At 61.0% G+C, this 18,577-nt stretch carries 14 protein-coding genes; 8 read left to right on the forward strand and 6 right to left on the reverse strand.

All coding sequences use genetic code 11. The features are described 5' to 3' along the window. Nucleotides 1-10: 10 nt before the first annotated feature. The 7 genes from E8M77_RS01235 to E8M77_RS01265 all read left to right on the forward strand — a co-directional run bounded on the left by E8M77_RS01235 (nucleotide 11) and on the right by E8M77_RS01265 (nucleotide 8,845). On the forward strand, nucleotides 11-1,528 hold the full coding sequence (locus tag E8M77_RS01235) for a tripartite tricarboxylate transporter permease (RefSeq protein ID WP_137128796.1): 1,518 nt from the start codon (nucleotides 11-13) through the stop codon (nucleotides 1,526-1,528). Nucleotides 1,529-1,843: 315 nt separating this feature from the next. After that, nucleotides 1,844-3,736, forward strand: coding sequence for a peptidylprolyl isomerase (locus E8M77_RS01240; protein ID WP_137128797.1), 1,893 nt, complete (start codon nucleotides 1,844-1,846; stop codon nucleotides 3,734-3,736). Between the two features lie 24 nt (nucleotides 3,737-3,760). Beyond that, nucleotides 3,761-4,777, forward strand: a complete 1,017-nt coding sequence (gene trpD, locus E8M77_RS01245) for an anthranilate phosphoribosyltransferase (RefSeq protein WP_137128798.1) — start codon at nucleotides 3,761-3,763, stop codon at nucleotides 4,775-4,777. Between the two features lie 6 nt (nucleotides 4,778-4,783). Further along, the gene (gene trpC, locus E8M77_RS01250) at nucleotides 4,784-5,599 is read left to right on the forward strand and encodes an indole-3-glycerol phosphate synthase TrpC (RefSeq protein WP_137128799.1); all 816 of its coding nucleotides are present in this window, start codon (nucleotides 4,784-4,786) and stop codon (nucleotides 5,597-5,599) included. Then, nucleotides 5,599-6,090: a cyclic pyranopterin monophosphate synthase MoaC gene (gene moaC / locus E8M77_RS01255; protein WP_246659081.1), complete on the forward strand. Its 492-nt coding sequence runs from the start codon at nucleotides 5,599-5,601 to the stop codon at nucleotides 6,088-6,090. Before trpC ends, moaC begins: the two co-directional genes overlap by 1 nt. A gap of 4 nt (nucleotides 6,091-6,094) precedes the next feature. After that, on the forward strand, nucleotides 6,095-7,324 hold the full coding sequence (gene glp / locus E8M77_RS01260; RefSeq protein ID WP_137128801.1) for a gephyrin-like molybdotransferase Glp: 1,230 nt from the start codon (nucleotides 6,095-6,097) through the stop codon (nucleotides 7,322-7,324). A 60-nt stretch (nucleotides 7,325-7,384) separates the two neighbouring features. Further along, nucleotides 7,385-8,845 (forward strand): deoxyribodipyrimidine photo-lyase, encoded by a 1,461-nt coding sequence (locus tag E8M77_RS01265; protein ID WP_137128802.1) that lies wholly within the window; start codon nucleotides 7,385-7,387, stop codon nucleotides 8,843-8,845. Between the two features lie 111 nt (nucleotides 8,846-8,956). Here E8M77_RS01265 and E8M77_RS01270 read toward each other — a convergent pair whose 3' ends face one another. From E8M77_RS01270 to E8M77_RS01285, 4 genes are all read right to left on the reverse strand, one after another. Next, nucleotides 8,957-10,585, reverse strand: a complete 1,629-nt coding sequence (locus E8M77_RS01270; RefSeq protein ID WP_137128803.1) for a CTP synthase — start codon at nucleotides 10,583-10,585, stop codon at nucleotides 8,957-8,959. A gap of 137 nt (nucleotides 10,586-10,722) precedes the next feature. Next, nucleotides 10,723-11,109, reverse strand: coding sequence for a preprotein translocase subunit SecG (gene secG, locus E8M77_RS01275; RefSeq protein ID WP_137128804.1), 387 nt, complete (start codon nucleotides 11,107-11,109; stop codon nucleotides 10,723-10,725). A 116-nt stretch (nucleotides 11,110-11,225) separates the two neighbouring features. Next, nucleotides 11,226-11,996 carry a triose-phosphate isomerase gene (tpiA, locus tag E8M77_RS01280; RefSeq protein WP_137128805.1) on the reverse strand — a complete coding sequence of 257 codons (771 nt, stop codon included), beginning with the start codon at nucleotides 11,994-11,996 and terminating at the stop codon, nucleotides 11,226-11,228. Between the two features lie 165 nt (nucleotides 11,997-12,161). Continuing rightward, nucleotides 12,162-13,067 (reverse strand): alpha/beta fold hydrolase, encoded by a 906-nt coding sequence (locus tag E8M77_RS01285; protein ID WP_137128806.1) that lies wholly within the window; start codon nucleotides 13,065-13,067, stop codon nucleotides 12,162-12,164. Nucleotides 13,068-13,259: 192 nt separating this feature from the next. On the opposite strand from E8M77_RS01285, the gene parE reads away from it, so the two are divergent. Next, nucleotides 13,260-15,311 (forward strand): DNA topoisomerase IV subunit B, encoded by a 2,052-nt coding sequence (gene parE, locus E8M77_RS01290; RefSeq protein ID WP_137128807.1) that lies wholly within the window; start codon nucleotides 13,260-13,262, stop codon nucleotides 15,309-15,311. Between the two features lie 58 nt (nucleotides 15,312-15,369). On the opposite strand, the gene E8M77_RS01295 is transcribed toward parE, so the two are convergent. Then, nucleotides 15,370-17,928: an HWE histidine kinase domain-containing protein gene (locus tag E8M77_RS01295; RefSeq protein ID WP_137128808.1), complete on the reverse strand. Its 2,559-nt coding sequence runs from the start codon at nucleotides 17,926-17,928 to the stop codon at nucleotides 15,370-15,372. Next, nucleotides 17,921-18,541: a biliverdin-producing heme oxygenase gene (locus E8M77_RS01300; protein WP_137128809.1), complete on the reverse strand. Its 621-nt coding sequence runs from the start codon at nucleotides 18,539-18,541 to the stop codon at nucleotides 17,921-17,923. The genes E8M77_RS01295 and E8M77_RS01300 overlap by 8 nt, the downstream gene beginning before the upstream one ends. Between the last annotated feature and the right edge of the window lie 36 nt (nucleotides 18,542-18,577).

Consider the following 18,577-nt stretch of genomic DNA (forward strand, 5'->3'; position numbering starts at 1 on the left):
AAGTTAAGCCATGAGCACCTTTGAATTCCTGATGCAGGGGCTTCTGGTCGCGGCCCAGCCGATGAACCTTTTCTATGCCCTGATCGGCGTGACGCTCGGAACCGCTGTCGGCGTGCTGCCGGGTATCGGCCCGGCGCTGACCGTGGCGCTTCTCCTGCCCGTCACCTATCAGCTGGACCCCGCCGGTTCGCTGATCATGTTTGCCGGCATTTATTACGGCGGCATGTATGGCGGATCGACCACGTCCATCCTGCTCAACACGCCCGGCGAAAGCGCCTCCATCGTCACCGCGCTCGAGGGCAATAAGATGGCCCGCGCCGGACGCGGTGGACCGGCATTGGCGACGGCGGCCATCGGCTCCTTCGTGGCTGGCCTCATTGCAACCATCGGCCTTGCCTTCATTGCCCCCTTCATCGTCAAGCTGGCGCTGGTGTTTGGCCCGCGCGAATATTTCGCGCTGATGGTGCTCGCCTTCGTGACTGTCTCTTCGGCCTTCGGTGATTCGACGCTGCGCGGCCTGACAGCCCTTTTCATCGGCCTTGCGCTTTCGACAATCGGTATCGACCAGCTGACCGGCCAGACAAGGCTTGCCTTCGGCGTACCGGATCTTCTCGACGGTATCGAAGTGACGACGCTTGCGGTTGCCATGTTCGCCATCGGCGAGACACTATTCATCGCCGCCCAAGGCAATAAGGGACCCGACAAGGTGGAAGCCGTGAAGGGTTCCGTCTGGATGAGCGCCACCGACTGGGCCCGTTCGTGGAAGCCCTGGTTGCGCGGCACCTTGATCGGCTTTCCGATTGGCGCAATGCCGGCCGGCGGTGCCGAAATCGGCACATTCCTCTCCTATGCTACGGAAAAGCGCCTGACCAAGCATCCGGAAGAGTTCGGCCATGGCGCCATCGAAGGCGTGGCTGGGCCTGAAGCGGCCAACAACGCCTCCGCCGCTGGCACACTGGTGCCGCTGCTCACGCTTGGTCTGCCGACAACGGCAACCGCTGCCATCATGCTTGCCGGTTTCCAGCAGTTCGGCCTGCAACCCGGTCCTTTGCTGTTTGCCACCAATCCGCAGCTTGTCTGGGGCCTGATTGCATCGCTGCTGATCGCAAACTTCATGCTGCTGGTGCTGAACCTGCCGCTGATCGGCCTGTGGGTGCGTCTCCTCACCATTCCCAAGCCCTGGCTCTATGCCGGCATCCTGCTGTTTGCGACACTGGGCACCATCGGCGCAAATCCGTCGGTCTTCGAACTTGGCATGCTGCTCGCCTTCGGTGTTCTGGGCTATATCATGCGCGTTTTTGGTTATCCGATTGCGCCGGTCGTCGTCGGCCTCATCCTTGGGCCCATGGCCGAACAGCAGCTGCGCCGGGCGCTGGCCATCAGCCAGGGTGATTTCTCGGTGCTGTTTACCTCGCCGATTGCCGCGGTGCTGCTGACGATTGCCGCTCTGGCGCTGATCGTGCCGCTCATCCTGCGCGCTCGCGGACGCGGCGAAGTCCTGTCGCAGATGGCAGCCAACGAAGACTGATCCAAAGCCGGATCCAATCAATCTCCCGCCGATCGTCTTGTCGGCGGGAGATTTCTTTCGGGTCGAAACAAATCCCACGACACGTCGTTTACCAGCACGTTTTTCAGGTGAACGTCCATGGGCATTCTTCAGACAGAGCACCCGCAGTCCATGCTTCTTCGGCATGAGGTCTGCCGACCCACCAAAAGTTGACATCGCTTTGCCCCTGTCTTTTGCGCGGATATGCCTTCATTTCCGGCGCGGTTTGTTTTAGAGACAGTCCTTCAAACCCGCCGGAGGCGGCTTTCCGCACCCTTTGCAAGGTAATGTCGATCGATGCTTGATTCCCTCAGAACCGCCTCCCGCTCCTGGGTGTCGAAACTGCTCCTGCTGCTTCTCGTGGCCTCCTTTGCCATCTGGGGCGTTTCGGCGTCGATCATGAGCCCGAACAGCACTTCTGTGATGACCGTTGGCGACCAGCGGATTTCGCCGGAAGAATTTCGCCTCGCCTATCAGCGGCAGCTTGCAACGCTGAGCCGCCAGTTCGGCACGCAGCTGACCACGGAACAAGCACGCGCCTTCGGCATCGACCAGCAGGCATTCTCGCAGCTGGCCGCCGGCGCCTCGCTCGACCAGCTGTCGCAGGATATGCGGCTTGGCCTGTCGCAGGACCGCCTTGCCGGCCTGATTGCGCAGGATCCGGCCTTCCTCGGCAATGACGGTCGTTTCGATCGCCAGCTGTTCAGCACACGGCTGCGCAATGCCGGGCTTCGCGAGGAAGACTATATCAAGGAGCGCAGCAAGGTTGCCGTGCGCAGCCAGATTGTCGATGCAGTGTCTGACGGCTTCCAGCCACCCAAAGTGCTGACCGATGTGCTGAAGCAGTACCGCGACCAGAGCCGCGATGTGAGCTATCTGCTTCTCTCCTATGCCAATATCGATCCGGTCAAGGCCCCGAGCGATGTCGTGTTGGGCGCCTGGTATGAAGGCGTGAAGGCACGCTACCGTGCGCCGGAACAGCGCCGTTTCTCCTATCTGACGCTCCAGCCGAGCGATGTGGCCGACCCGACCTCCGTCACCGACGAACAGGTGCGCGCCGAATACGAGCGTCGCAAGGATAGCTACAAGACGCCGGAAACCCGCACCGTCGAACAGCTGGCCTTCCCCAGCAAGGAAATGGCTCAGGCCGCCTTGCAGCAGATGAAAGAACGCCAGCTGACATTTGATGCGCTGGTTTCCGATCAGGGTAAATCGGCCGCTGACGTGATGCTGGGTGATTTCACTCGCGACCAATTGCCAGATGCCGCTATCGCCACCGCCGTCTTTGCGCTTGGGCCGCAGGGCGGCGTTACCCCGGTGGTCGAGGGTGCCTTCGGCCCGGTCGTTCTTCGCGTCACCAATGTGCGCCCGGAAGTCACCCGCTCCTTCGATGCGGTCAAGGACGATATCCGCCGCCAGCTGTCGCTGAGTGCTGCGGCGCAGGATGTGCAGTCGGTGCATGACCGTGTCGAGGACATGCGTGGGTCCGGCTCGTCGCTGGAAGAGGCTGCCGCTCAGTTGAAGCTGAAGACGGGAACCATCACCAGCGATCGCAGCGGCCAGGATGATGCCGGCAAGCCGGTGGCAGGCCTGCCGGCTTCTGAAAGCCTGCTGACCGAGGTGTTCCGCACGGATGTCGGAGCAGAATCACTGCCCGCCAACCTGGGCAATGACGGCTATGTCTGGTTCGACGTGCGCGAGGTCATTCCCGAGCGTGACCGCACGCTGTCTGAAGTGCGCGACCGCGCGCTGGCAGACTGGACAAATGAACAGCAGCGCTCTGCCCTGTCGGCCAAGGCCGAAGAGCTGAAACTGCGCCTCGAAAATGGTGCAACGCTGGCCGCTATCGGCGAAGACCTCGGCCTTGCCGTTGAAACCAAGACCAGCCTGCGCCGCCAGGCTGGCGATGATGCGATCTTCGGCGCCGAAGCCATCAAGGCTGCCTTTGCCGGCCCCGCCGGCATCAACACCACCGCCAGCGGCGCCGATGGCGATAGCCGTCTCCTGATGCATGTGGATGCCGTCAACGACCAGCCGGCAGCCGAGACCGCCGCTGGCAGTGACCAGCAGGTTCAGCAGATTGCACGCGCTGCCGGCGATGACATGCTGGACCAGATGGTCAATCAGTTGCAGACCGCCTACGGTGTATCGATCAACCATGCACTTGCCGACCAGGCCATGGTGCGCTGATCGGCCGAGGGGGGACGCATAATCATGCCGGAACTGAAACCCTTCATCGCCAAGGTTGCCAATGGCGCGTCTCTCACGCGTGACGAGGCGCGGGCAGCCTTCGATATCCTGATGTCGGGGGAGGCAACGCCCTCGCAGATTGGCGGCTTCCTGATGGCGCTGCGCGTGCGCGGCGAAACCGTCGAGGAGATCGCCGGTGCCGTCTCCACAATGCGTGCCAAGATGCTGCCTGTCGCCACGACTTACGCTGTGATGGACATTGTCGGCACGGGCGGTGACGGGCTCGGGACCTATAATATCTCGACGCTTGCGGCGCTGATCGTTGCCGGAGCCGGCGTGCCGGTTGCCAAACACGGCAACCGCGCCCTCAGCTCCAAATCCGGCACGGCCGATGCGCTGACGGCACTCGGCGTCAAGCTCGACATTCCGCCAGACCTGATTTCACGCTGCATCGGAGAGGCCGGTATCGGCTTCATGTTTGCGCAGGTCCACCATGCCGCCATGCGGCATGTGGGGCCAAGCCGCGTGGAGCTTGGCACGCGCACGATCTTCAACCTGCTGGGCCCACTCTCCAATCCGGCCGGTGCAAAAAAACAGCTGCTTGGCGTGTTTTCGCCGCACTGGCTGCAGCCGATAGCCGAAGTGATGCGCGATCTGGGTTCTGAAACCGTCTGGGTCGTGCATGGTGACGGCATGGACGAAATCACCACGACCGGCGTAACCCATGTGGCGGCTCTGAAAAATGGCAAGATCCGCCAATTCGACCTGACGCCGGAAGATTTCGGCGTGGCCCGTGCGACGATCGACGACCTGAAGGGCGGCGACGGCATTGCCAATGCCAAGGCTCTGCGGGCCGTGCTGTCGGGGGCCAAGAATGCCTATCGCGACATCGCGCTCTGCAATGCGGCCGCCTCGCTGGTGATTGCCGGAATGGCTGCTGACGTGCTGGAAGGCATGATTCTCGCCACCCAGTCACTGGATAGCGGCAATGCCGCTCAGGTGCTCGACTGCCTTGTTGCGGTCTCCAATGAGGCTATGTGAGGCATCATGAGCGATATTCTGAAGAAGATCGAAACCTATAAGCGCCAGGAGATTGAAGCTGCCAAGGCGCGCGTGCCGCTTGCCGATCTGAAGGCGATGGCGGCAGATCAATCGGCTCCGCGCGGCTTTTATCGTGCCTTGCAGAAAAGGCGTGAGGCCGGTTCCTTCGGCCTGATTGCCGAAATCAAGAAGGCAAGTCCGTCCAAGGGCCTGATCCGCCCGGATTTCGATCCGCCGGCGCTGGCGCGCGCCTATGAGGCAGGCGGTGCGGCCTGTCTTTCGGTGCTAACCGACACGCCGAGCTTTCAAGGCGCGCCGGAATTTCTGACCGCTGCGCGTGCCGCCTGCGTGCTGCCGGCGCTGCGCAAGGATTTCATGTTCGACACCTACCAGGTGCATGAAGCGCGAGCCTGGGGTGGCGATTGCATTCTCCTCATCATGGCATCGCTATCCGATAACGACGCAAGGCGGCTGGAAGACGAGGCCTTTGCGCTCGGCATGGATGTGCTGATCGAGGTGCATGATGCGCAGGAGATGGAGCGGGCGCTGATGCTGTCCTCGCCGCTTGTCGGCATCAACAACCGCAATCTGCGCACGTTCGAGGTAAGCCTCGATGTCAGCGAACAGCTCGCAGCCATGGTGCCGGATGACCGTCTTCTGGTGGGCGAAAGCGGCATTTTTACCCATGCCGATTGTCAGCGGCTCAAAGCCTGCGACATCACCACTTTCCTTGTCGGCGAAAGCCTGATGCGCAAGGATGATGTGGCAGCGGCCACCCGCGAACTTCTGTCCGGGCAAGCGGCAAGCCAGGCGGCAGAATGATGGCGGAAGACCCCCGCCTCACCCATATCGGCGCCTCTGGCGAAGCGCATATGGTGGATGTGAGCGACAAGCTGGAAACCGTGCGCATTGCCACCGCGCATGGCTTTGTGCGCATGGCCGCGGAAACGTTGGACATCATCCGCCAAGGCAATGCCAAGAAGGGTGACGTGATCGGCACGGCGCGGCTGGCCGGCATCATGGCAGCCAAGCAGACGGCCAATCTTATTCCGCTCTGCCACCCGCTGATGCTGACCAAAGTCACCGTCGCTATTACCGAGGATGAGGACCTGCCGGGCCTGCGGATTGCCGCAACGGCCAAGCTCTCCGGCAAGACGGGCGTGGAGATGGAGGCGCTGACCGCCGTTTCGGTTGCCTGCCTTACCATTTATGACATGGCCAAGGCCGTGGACAAGGCCATGCAGATCGGCGGCATTGAACTGGTGTCGAAGACCGGCGGCAAATCGGGCGACTGGCGCCGCGACGGAGACTGACATCATGACCGCAGGCCTTCTCCCGGTATCCGAAGCCCTCACCCGCCTTCTGGGGCGCGCCAAGCCGGTGACGGAGGTGGAGAACCAGCCGCTGCGGGCAGCCCATGGTCGCGTGCTGGCCGACGACCTTACGGCCCGCCTCACCCAGCCACCCTTCCATTCCTCCGCCATGGACGGCTACGCGCTGCGGGCTGAAGATGCCCCAGCGATCGGTACCGAGCTTGTCGTGATTGGTCAGGCGGCAGCCGGTCATGCCTTTGACGGTGCCGTCGGACCCGGCGAGGCCGTGCGCATCTTTACCGGCGCACCAGTGCCCGAGGGGGCCGATGCCGTCCTTATCCAGGAAGATGCCGAGCCTCTGGACAATAACCGCATCCGCACAAGCTTTGCTGTGACCAAGGGCCGGCATATCCGCCCGCGCGGCCAGGATTTCACGCAAGGCGAAGCCGTGCTGACCGAGGGCACGCGGCTTGATTATGCGCGCCTGACGGTGGCCGCTGCCATGAACCATCCGGACCTTCCGGTCTATCGCCGACCGCGCGTGGCCGTGCTGGCAACCGGCGACGAACTGGTGCCGCCCGGCGAAAACCCTGCCGCAGCCCAGATCATTGCCTCCAACACATTCGGTATTGCAGCGCTTGTGGAAGCAGCCGGAGGCGAGGTGATCGATCTTGGCATTGTCGCCGATCGCAGTGCTCTCATCGAGGCCGCTATCGGTGAGGCCGTGAATGCCAAGGCGGATGTGTTGGTGACGCTCGGTGGTGCCTCCGTCGGCGATCATGATCTCGTTCAGGCAAGCCTGAAGGCCATGGGCATGGAGCTGGATTTCTGGCGCATTGCCATGCGGCCCGGCAAGCCGTTGATGGTGGGCTCGCTTGGCGCCATGCAGGTGCTGGGCCTGCCGGGAAATCCGGTGGCAAGCCTTGTCTGCGGCACATTGTTTCTCGAGCCGCTGATTGCCAGGCTCGCGCATCGCCCAGTGCCGAGCCGTGCCGGACAGGCAATCACCGCCTCTGCGCTTGCCGCCAATGACCATCGCCAGGATTACCTGCGTGCCACGCTGTCGCGCGACCATGACGGCAATCTGGTGGCCGAGAGTTTTGGCAAGCAGGATTCATCGATGATGAAGATTTTCGCACACGCCGACTGCCTGATCCTGCGCCCGCCACATGCGCTGGAACTGCCGGCAGGCGCCACCTGCCCTATCCTGTTGCTGCGCCCCTTCGGCGAGTGATCCGTTAGGGATAGATACCCGTAACACCCGGTAGATCCTCATCAATTCGGAGACTGCCGCGTGCCTGACGCCCCTTCATCTCCCGTTATCGTCTGGTTCCGCAAAGATCTGCGCCTGGACGATAACGGTGCACTGACGGCGGCGGCCCAGAGCGGCCGACCGGTGATCTGCGTCTATGTGCTGGAGCCTGCCAGCGACAAGGTGGGGCCGCTGGGCGGTGCGCAGCGCTGGTGGCTGCACCATTCGCTCCTGGCACTCTCTGACGCTCTTGCGCACAAGGGAAACCGTCTTGTGCTGCGCCAAGGGAAAGCCGCAGACGTTCTGCCGAAACTGGCCAGCGAGACCGGCGCGAGCGCCATCTACCTCAACCGACACTACGAGCGCGACGAGATAGATCCGCCGATCTTAAAAGCCCTGCAGAAACACGGTCTTGAAGTGAAACGCTTCAGGGGTCAGTTGCTGCATGACCCAAAGGCCATGCGCACCGGAACCGGCGGTCCTTACCGCGTCTATACGCCCTTCTGGAAGGCGCTGGAGAAGGATGGCGAGCCGCGCGAGCCTGTTGATGCACCAGCCTCCCTCCCCGCGCCTGAGAGCCTGCCTGTCTCGGACAATCTGCATGACTGGGATCTTTTGCCGACGCGCCCGAACTGGGCTGCGGAATTTCAAGAGCATTGGCTGCCCGGAGAAGCCGGTGCCCATCGGCGGCTGGTTGAGTTCGTCGCAAAGCCGATCCAGCGCTACAAGGGTGACCGCGACCTGCCGGGGCTGACCGATGCGACATCGATGCTCTCGCCGCATCTGACCTTTGGCGAGATTTCGCCGGCACGCGTCTGGCATGCGACGCGCGGCCTTGCGGCCACCAATGATGTCATTCATTTCCGCAAAGAACTTGTCTGGCGCGAATTCTCCTATCACCTGCTGGTGGAGTTTCCAGCACTTGGCGAGAAGAACTGGAACGATCGTTTCGACGCCTTCCCTTGGAGATTTGACTACCGACAGTTCAGCGCCTGGACGAAGGGTGAGACCGGCTATCCGATTGTCGATGCCGGCATGCGCCAGCTTTGGCGGCATGGCTATATGCACAACCGCGTGCGGATGATCACCGCCTCATTCCTAATCAAGGATCTGATGATCGACTGGCGAAAGGGTGAAGCCTGGTTCCGCGATACGCTGCTTGACGCAGACCCGGCCTCCAATGCCGCCAACTGGCAATGGGTGGCGGGCTCAGGCGCCGATGCCTCACCCTTCTTCCGGGTCTTCAACCCGATCCTGCAGGGTGAGAAATTCGACAGTGACGGCGACTATGTGCGTCGCTTCATCCCGGAACTGGCACAACTCCCCAACAAATACATCCATCGGCCCTTCGATGCACCGACGGACATATTGCGCAAGGCCGGCGTCACGCTTGGTGAAACCTATCCAAAGCCCATGGTCGATCATTTTGCCGCACGCGATGCGGCGCTTGCCGCCTATGCGCAGGTGACAGGCAAGACATCGGAACACGACCCGCGCGATTGAGGGTCCTTTCTCAACCTGACTGAACTTTCTTGTCTTCCTCTGCCGCAACAAAAAAAGCCGCTTGTCCTGCGCGAAGGACAAGCGGCTTTTCTCGTTTTTAGTCAGGCCAGCTCAGACGAGGCGGCTCTGCTCCAGGGCTGCTTCGATGAAGCTGGAGAAAAGCGGATGCGGATCAAGCGGACGGCTCTTCAGTTCCGGATGATACTGCACGCCGATGAACCAGGGATGATCCCGGTATTCGACGGTTTCCGGCAGAAGCCCATCCGGAGACATGCCGGAGAAGACCAGTCCGCAGTTTTCCAGCCGCTCCCGGTAATCGACATTCACCTCATAGCGATGGCGGTGACGCTCGGAAATATCCGTGGAGCCATAGATCTCGGCAATCTTTGTGTCGCGCTTCAGCGCCGCCTTGTAGGCGCCAAGACGCATGGTGCCACCGAGATCGCCGACAGCCGAACGCTTCTGCAACTCATTGCCCTTCACCCATTCGGTCATCAGGCCAACGACAGGCTCTTTCGATGGGCCAAACTCGGTGGAGGATGCCTCTTCGATGCCGGCCAGATTGCGGGCGGCTTCCAGAACCGCCATCTGCATGCCAAAGCAGATGCCGAAATAGGGCACCTTGCGCTCACGGGCGAATTTCGCCGCATTGATCTTGCCCTGCGCGCCACGCTCGCCAAAGCCGCCCGGAACCAGGATGCCGTGAACCTTTTCCAGATAGGGCGCCGGATCTTCCTTTTCGAAGACTTCCGATTCGATCCATTCGAGCTTCACCTTCACCTGGTTGGCAATGCCACCATGGTAAAGCGCCTCGATCAGCGACTTATAGGCATCCTTCAGACCGGTATATTTGCCAACAATGGCGATCGTCACTTCACCTTCCGGGTTGCGAATACGGTTGCTGACGGTTTCCCAGGCATCCAGACGCGGCTTCGGAGCCGGTTCGATGCCGAAGGCGGCCAGCACTTCCGAATCAAGGCCTTCCTTATGGTAGGCCATCGGCACGTCATAGATATTGGCGACATCGAGCGCCTGGATGACGGCAGACTGGCGCACATTGCAAAACAGCGACAGCTTGCGGCGTTCAGCCTCGGGGATCTCGCGATCGGCGCGCACCAGAAGAATATCGGGGGCAATGCCCATGGCCTGCAATTCCTTGACGGAATGCTGTGTCGGCTTGGTCTTCAACTCGCCGGCTGCCGGAATATAGGGCATCAGCGTCAGATGCAGATAGACGGCAGCGCCGCGCGGCAATTCATTGCCAAGCTGACGGATTGCTTCAACAAACGGCATCGCCTCGATATCGCCGACCGTGCCGCCGATCTCGCAGATGACGAAATCATATTCGTCATTGCCCTCGGTGACGAAATCCTTGATTTCATTGGTCACATGCGGGATCACCTGAACGGTTGCGCCGAGATAATCGCCACGCCGTTCCTTGTCGATGATGTTCTTGTAGATGCGGCCGGTGGTGATGTTGTCGGTCTTGGTGGCCGAGCGCCCTGTGAAGCGCTCGTAGTGGCCGAGATCGAGGTCGGTTTCCGCCCCGTCATCGGTCACGAAGACCTCGCCATGCTGCGTCGGGCTCATAGTGCCCGGATCGACGTTGAGATAAGGGTCGAGCTTACGCAAGCGAACCCGGTAACCGCGGGCCTGTAACAGGGCTCCGAGGGCTGCGGCCGCAATTCCTTTTCCGAGGGAAGAAACCACGCCGCCTGTGATGAATACATATCGCGCCATGGGAGTCACCGGATACCTTCATACGAACGATTCCACCAGCCCATATTTTGCTTCGGGTCGGTTAAAGCTGTTGAAATCTGGACAAAAGAAAACCGGCAGGCTTTCGGCCTGCCGGCATGCGATATTATCCGCGGCCTTTATCGGCCGGTCGGAACAGCCGTCGGATCGACCGGTGCCGGAGCCGGAGCGGCAGAAGGAGCAGCATTGCCGGATTGGCCGGGGGCTGGCCCAAGCGAATCGAGGATGCCATTGCCGCCGCCCTGCTGCGTCGCGGGGATCCGGTTCAGAATATCGGTCGGACGCGATTCGTAGCGCGACAGGATGCCAAGCGCCAACGACGTGATGAAGAACAGCGTCGCCAGAATGGCGGTAGTCCGGGTCAGCGCATTGGCCGTGCCGCGCGCCGACATGAAGCCGGAACCGCCGCCGACGCCAAGGCCGCCGCCTTCAGAACGCTGGATAAGTACGACGCCAACAAGCGCCAGCACGATCATGAGATGGATAACGATCAATACGGTCTGCATATCAGTCCAGTCCTGCGCGCCTTCAGGCGGCATACACAATGGTTTGGCCGGCTCTTTACCCGAGCCGGACCGGCATTCCAAGGGGCAAGTGCAAAATGTCCGCGCGTTTTGCGGATTTAAGCCGTCAGCACCTCGTAAGCCCCATAGATGGCGAGGAAATCGCTGGCTTTCAAGCTGGCGCCACCGATCAGCGCACCATCAACATTGGCGATGCCCATCAGTTCGCGCGCATTACCGGGCTTGACCGATCCGCCATAGAGGATGCGCATGGTTTTTGCCGCATCACCGAAGCGGGCCACAAGTTCGGCGCGCATGAAGGCATGCGCCTTTTCCACATCGTCCACCGTCGGCGTCAGACCCGTGCCGATTGCCCAGACAGGCTCATAGGCAATCACGGTTGTCTCTGCGTTAGCGCTGTCAGGCACGGAACCCGCCAGCTGGCGCTTGAGGATTTCCAGCGTCTGGCCAGACTTGCGCTCGTCTGCCGTCTCGCCGATGCAGATGATCGCAGTCAGATCCGCCGCATAAGCGGCTTCAGCCTTGGCGCGCACCAGATGGTCGGTTTCGGCATGGTCGCTGCGGCGCTCGGAATGGCCTACGATCACGTATGTGGCAAAGCAGTCGGCAATCATTTCGGCAGAAAGATCGCCCGTATGGGCACCGGACTGGTCCTGGTGGCAATCCTGCGCGCCGATCATAAGCGCACTGTCTGTCGAAAGCGCTGTGGCCACATAGAGCAGGGTGGCCGGCGGGCAGATCAGCGCGTCCACTTTTTCAGCCAGCGGCCCATCCACACCCTCGGCAATCGCCTTGATCTGGTCCAAGGCGGCCCGAGTGCCGTTCATCTTCCAGTTTCCCGCAACCAGCGGGCGAACGTCCGGCGTCATGTCGCTTTGCTTCCCTTCGCTCCCGGCCAATCGAACGTGCATAGATGTCGATTGGCACCCTCATCTTTTTGGTAGTGTCCGCTTTCTAGCCCGTTCTGGCGGCGATTGGTACGAAAAAGCGGCAGTTTGGTTCAAAAGTGTGGTTAAAGCCCGTGCGGTACCGGCTCAGCCGGCGGTCAACAGGAAGTTCAGAATGTCGCGCCAGTCGCTCATACGCACCGGTGTGCCATGCCCGCCGGTCTGAAACAGCCGGAAACGCACCGGATAGGATTTTGCCGCCATCTTCGTGTAGAGCGCAACCTGATCGCCCGCGGCATAGACCTTGTCGTCACTGCCATGGGCTATGTAGATCGGGATCTTCAGCCGTGCCGCCGGCGTCGTCAGGAAGCCCGGATCGGGTGCGCCGCCCATGATCACCAGCCCCTTCAGGTAGCGCACGGCCTCCTTGTCGCGGCTCACGCTGTGACAGATGAAACTGCCCATCGAAGCGCAGGCAAGGATGACCGGCCGCCCCTTGGACAGTTCGAAGGTGAGGCGGATCAAGGCTGCGATATCGGCAGCGCCATTCGGATCGAAGGAGCGCATCGAGGGGGCGTAATAGACGCCGCCATTCAGCACTGCGAGATTTTTCAGACGGTTGAAATTGCCGCCAAAGGAATAGTCATTGGCGCCGAGGCGGCGGTCCCCGCCCCGCCCGTGAATGAAGATCACCGTGAAGTTTGCGTCATTCAATCGGCCCGCACGCATGACGTCGAGCTTGGCGCCGCCCAGCGTCAGCGTCTCGTTTTCCTGATATTGACGCACGCGCAGATCGACATAGTTCGATTTCACCCGGCGTTCCGGCTCCTGGTCGCGCTCGTTGATATCGCGCAGTTCCTGATAGTCGATCACGGCAAAAGCGCCGCCATCGCGTGATTCGAGAACCGTCTGGCGGGAGAAGAGGTCGTCCTTGAACGGCCGGATCGGCCCATCCTGCGCGGCAGATGCAGCGGTAATGCCGCATAGGAACAGCAAGCCGGACGCCATCACACGCAAATGATCTGTGGACATGCGGGAAAGGATACGTTTCATCAGCATGGTCTGCCTTGCTATCCCTGTCTCGACGGCGCAAATCCTGATGCCAAACCTGTTCAACGCGCGCAGGCATCGCGAAAAGGCCGGTTATCTGGCACACTCGCTGGCGATTCGATAGCCATCGGCGACCGGAAATGCACGGCCCTCGCCGGCTCATTGCGCGCCCAAAGGCCAAATTGACGGACCCTCATGGACGATACGACAGACCTTTTCGCCAGCATTCCGACGCCAAGCCCCAAAGCCACTGACGTTGCGCCCGCAGCGGAACAGAAGAGGGCGCCCGCCCGGCCAGCCGCTGCGTCTGCGTCGGCAAGCGACATCTATGACGCCTCCTCCATCCGGGTTCTCGAAGGCCTGGAACCCGTGCGCATGCGCCCCGGCATGTATATCGGCGGCACCGACGAAAAGGCACTGCACCACCTGTTTGCCGAGGTCATCGACAATTCGATGGACGAAGCTGTCGCCGGCCACGCCAATTTCATCGAGGTGCATCTCGATATGCAGGGCTGCCTGACGGTGACCGACAATGGCCGTGGCATTCCGGTGGAAAACCACCCGCAGGTGCCGGGCAAATCGACGCTTGAAGTCATCATGACAAAGCTGCATGCGGGCGGCAAGTTCGACGGCAAGGCCTATGAAACCTCCGGCGGTTTGCACGGCGTCGGCGTGTCCGTCGTCAATGCCCTGTCGGACATGCTGGAAGTCGAAGTGGCGCGCAATCGCAAGCTCTACCGCCAGCGTTTTTCGCGGGGTGTGCCGCAGGGCGGGCTGGAAGAACTGGGCGATGTGCAGAACCGGCGCGGCACGCGCGTGCGTTTCCATCCCGATCCGCAGATTTTTGGTGACCATGCGAAGTTTGACGCCGGCCGGATTTTCCGCATGGCGCGCTCGAAGGCCTATCTGTTCGGCGGCGTGGAAATCCGCTGGAGCTGTGATGCGGGCGTGGTTCAGCCTGGCGGCGAGATCCCTGAAAAAGCGGTCTTCCATTTCCCCGGTGGCTTGAAGGATTATCTGGCGGCCACGCTTGGCAAGGATTTCACCGTAACCCGCGAGATCTTTGCCGGGCGTACGGAAAAGACCGGTGGCCATGGCGCCATGGAATGGGCTGTCACGTGGTATGGCGGCGATGCCCAGCTTCATTCCTATTGCAACACCATTCCGACCCCCGAAGGTGGCACGCATGAAGCCGGCCTGCGCATTGCGCTGACCAAGGGGCTGAAGAACTATGCCGAACTGACGCAGAACAAGCGTGCCCGCGAGATCACCACTGATGACGTGATGATCTCTGCCGTCGGCATGCTCTCGGTCTTCATCCGCGAGCCGGAATTCGTCGGCCAGACGAAGGACAAGCTGGCGACGGTCGAAGCCCAGCGCATCGTTGAAAATGCTCTGCGCGATCCCTTCGATCATTATCTCGCCGGCAATCCGGGCGAGGCAGCCAAGCTGCTGGAATGGGTGATCGAACGCGCCGAAGAGCGGCTTCGCCGGCGCAAGGAAAAGGAAGTCAACCGCAAGACGGCAGTGCGCAAGCTGCGCCTGCCCGGCAAGCTGGCCGACTGCTCGCAAAATACCGCCGAAGGCGCCGAACTATTCATCGTCGAAGGGGATTCGGCCGGCGGTTCAGCCAAGCAGGCGCGCAACCGCATGAACCAGGCCATCCTGCCGCTGCGAGGCAAGATCCTCAATGTTGGTAGCGCCAGCCGCGAGAAACTGTCTGCCAACCAACAGATCGCCGACCTCATTCAGGCGCTGGGCTGCGGCACGCGCGGCAAATATCGCGAAGAAGACCTGCGTTACGAGCGCATCGTCATCATGACCGATGCCGATGTCGATGGCGCGCATATCGCCTCGCTCTTGATTACCTTCTTCTATCAGGAAATGCCGGAACTGATCCGCGGCAATCATCTCTATCTGGCCGTGCCGCCGCTTTACGTCATCCGCCAGGGGGCGAAGATCGTCTACGCCCGTGACGATGCGCATCGGGCCGAACTGATGGAAACGGTGTTCAAGAACAAGAAGGTGGAAATCGGCCGCTTCAAAGGCCTTGGTGAAATGATGCCGGCTCAGTTGAAGGAAACCACAATGGATCCGGGAAAGCGCACGCTTTTGCGCGTCGGGATCGACGAGGTGGATTTCGAGGGCACGCGGGAGGCCGTCGACAACTTGATGGGCACCAAGGCAGATGCGCGCTTCCGGTTCATCCAGGAACGGGCAGCCTTCGCCGACAATCTCGACATCTGATCAGCATAACAGCTGAGGTTGAAGATATGAGGAAGGCGGATCGCCTTCCTCATGTGCGTCAGGTGGATGGCGGGTCCTGCGGGTTGGCCAAAGCCCTGATCAGGGCGCTGACCAGCGATTTTGCCTCATAGGGTTTGCGCACAACAGGCACTTCGAAACTGGCCGGGATCACCGACTGGTCGCTATAGCCTGTGGCAAAGATGAAGGGCACGTTGCGACGCGCCAGTTCCTCGGCAATTGGCAGCGATGTGCCGGAGCCGAGATTGACATCGAGCACCGCAATATCCGGCGTAAAACTCTTCAGCTGGCGAAACGCCTCGGCGGCTGAGGGCGCGGTCGTCACCCGCGTGATGCCATTGTCCATCAGCATGGCTTCCACGTCGGCGGCCACGAGCATCTGGTCCTCCACCAGCAGAAGATCCAGTTCCCGTAAGGTCGAGGCGATATCCGCCGCTGAAACGCCGCCGAGCACGATATCGTGCAGCATTGCCGGTGCGTCTGTGCGGTGCAGGTGCTTGGCCGGCACGAAGAAACGGGCGGAAAGCCCTTCCGGCAGGTAAGAGACCTCGCTTCGTCCGCCGATTTCATACGGAATACTGCGGTCGATCAGCACGGTGCCGAAACCGGAGCGCGATGGGCGCGCCACCAGAGGCCCGCCGGTTTCCAGCCAGTCCATTTCGCAATCGCCTTCATCCGTCAGCAGCCAGCGGATATCGAGATGCCCTTTGCTGACGGAAAGCGCACCATATTTGGCGGCATTCGTCGACATTTCATGCAGGACGAGCGCCATGACGGAAAAGGCGCGGCTGTCCAGCCAGACATCCGGGCCAGACAGGGTAATCTTGCGGTCTCCATCGCCATAGGGCTTCAGTTCGGCTTCCAGGAGTTCGCGCAGCGCGCCACCATCGCTGCCGCGCACCACCTGGTCATGGGCATAGGACAGCGCCTGGATGCGGCCCTTCAGTGTCGCGACATAATCACTGATGGCCCGGCCTTCCTTGACCGGATGCCCGACCAGAGACTTGATGACCGCCAGGATGTTTTTCACCCGGTGGTTCAATTCCTCGTTCAGCATGCGCTGGCGCACATCCGCCTTGCCACGCTCATCGGCCAGCATCTCATTGTGGTGCAGCACCACCTCCACCAGAACCGCACGAATGGCTTCGGCGATTTCCCATTCACCGTCTGCCCAGCGCTGCGCCCTGTGGTGCACCGTCTGCTTCCAGATGGCAAAGCTGGTGCGTGGTGTCAGCCGATCGCCCAGCGGACCGCTGACATAGGACTTGTCGGGATTGCCGGCCCAGTTCAGCGTCTGCACCAGTTCGCGCCGGAAAAAGAACAGATAATCACGCGGCCGCTGCGAGAGGGGAATGGCCAGCACGCCGCAAACATCGGCAGCATAATCGGCCGTCTGCGGCAGATGCATCGAGATGTGATCCGTTCCCCAGATGCGGCCATTAGCGACGGAGCTGACGAAATCGGCAATGTCTGCGATGTCTCTCTCCGGCGGCACGGAACCGACACCGGTCCAGATGCCATCGAGCCACAGGCCAACGCCGTCGCAGGGCATGATGCCGGCAAATTCGTCCAGCGACTGGCGCAACAGACCACTGATGTCGGCGTTCTGCGATGCCGTCTGCAAAAAACGATCCAGCGAGCGGCGCGCGCTGTTGGCGGTATCGAGTATCTGCTTCTGCTTCAGCGCGCTCAGGTGCAGCGAGAAGAATTCGCCGAACATTTCGGCGGCCACCCGCTGCGGCATTCCAAGCGCCTTCGGCTCATAATGATGGCAGGCAATAAGCCCCCACAATTCTCCATCAACAATGATGGAGATCGACATGGACGCGGCCACGCCCATATTGCGCAGATATTCGCAGTGAATGGGGGAAACACTGCGCAGATGGGCAAAAGACATGTCCAGCGGCTGGCCGTCATCATCAACACCCGCCACCATCGGCACCCTTATGCCGCTGGCATCCGAGATCACCCGGATGGTGTTTTTCAGATAAAGGATACGCGCCTGTTTCGGGATGTCGCTGGCGGGGAAATACTGCCCCTTGAAGCTTTCCAGATCGCGGCGCTTGTATTCGCTCACCACCTTGCCAGAACCGTCATGCTCGAAGCGATAGATCATGACTCGGTCGTAGCCAAGCATGGCAAAAATCAACCGCACCGATTTTTCCACCAATTCGTCAATGCCGGAGATGGCACGGATACGGCTGATCAGCATGCGCGCCATTTCGAGTGGCTGATCGGTATCGGCCAAGGCCGGCTCGAACTCCATGATCGCGCAGCTTTCCAGCCGATGCACGGCGATATCGAATGTGCCGCCCGGCAGGGCGACCCCAAGCCGAAGGGCTGGTCGGGCCGGATCATCGGACGTGGCCAGCGCATTGCGCAGCGTATGGGCAAGTTCAGCCCCCAGCGCCTCGTCCAGCCTTTGCCCGACAAGGTCACGGGACAGGCCGAGCATCGTCATTGCATTGGCAGAATGGCGCAGAATATGCCCACCGCTCGGCTCGCAGACGATCAGGCAACCATGCGGCTGTATGCTGTCTGGTATGTGGATCGGTTCGCGGTCGCAATTCGTCAGGTCGACCGTAGAGGCATTAGGCATCAATATTTTCCCTGAAGGCAGTTTCCGCCACGGCAAATGCTACCTGCGACGCTTCGACCACCCTGTCCATGTGCATCTGCGGCGCGCTGTCGAGAAACTGTAGAAAGGTCTTCCAGTCCTTAGACTGCGCCTGTCCTGCCAGATGAGAGGCTCCGTATGCCTCACTCAGTCCGAGATCGCGGGCGCGGACATAGAGGATCCGTGCGCCAAGAGACGATCCCTGCAAAACGTAGAGCACACCCATCAGGCTTTCCAGATCACTCCTGATAGAAATATCGTGTACGGGCGGCCTTACCGTCACATTCAGGTCGTCCATGTCGCGCAGGATGAGATCGCCGATGAAGCGTGGACGCCAGCCGGAAAAATGCACTGGCCAGGGCATTTCAGTCAGTCGCGCCTCCAGCGGCAGACGAAATGCATGCAGGCCTTGCAAATAGAGACGGTATCGTTCCAATGTGTCGAAGGAACCGACGGCAGTATCGACCGCGGAATGTTGGTGGGAGGTTCGCTCCCTCAGCAGGAATCGACGCGATGATGCGGTCATGGGGGGAAGCAATGCAATGTTGACGATATCATCATTTCTAGCGCATCTGTGCGTGACGGCAACCGCCACTCTCCTGTATCGCACATAAAGGTTGCGCGCCGCCTC

Source organism: Rhizobium sp. FY34, from assembly GCF_005222845.1.
Taxonomy (GTDB): domain Bacteria; phylum Pseudomonadota; class Alphaproteobacteria; order Rhizobiales; family Rhizobiaceae; genus Neorhizobium.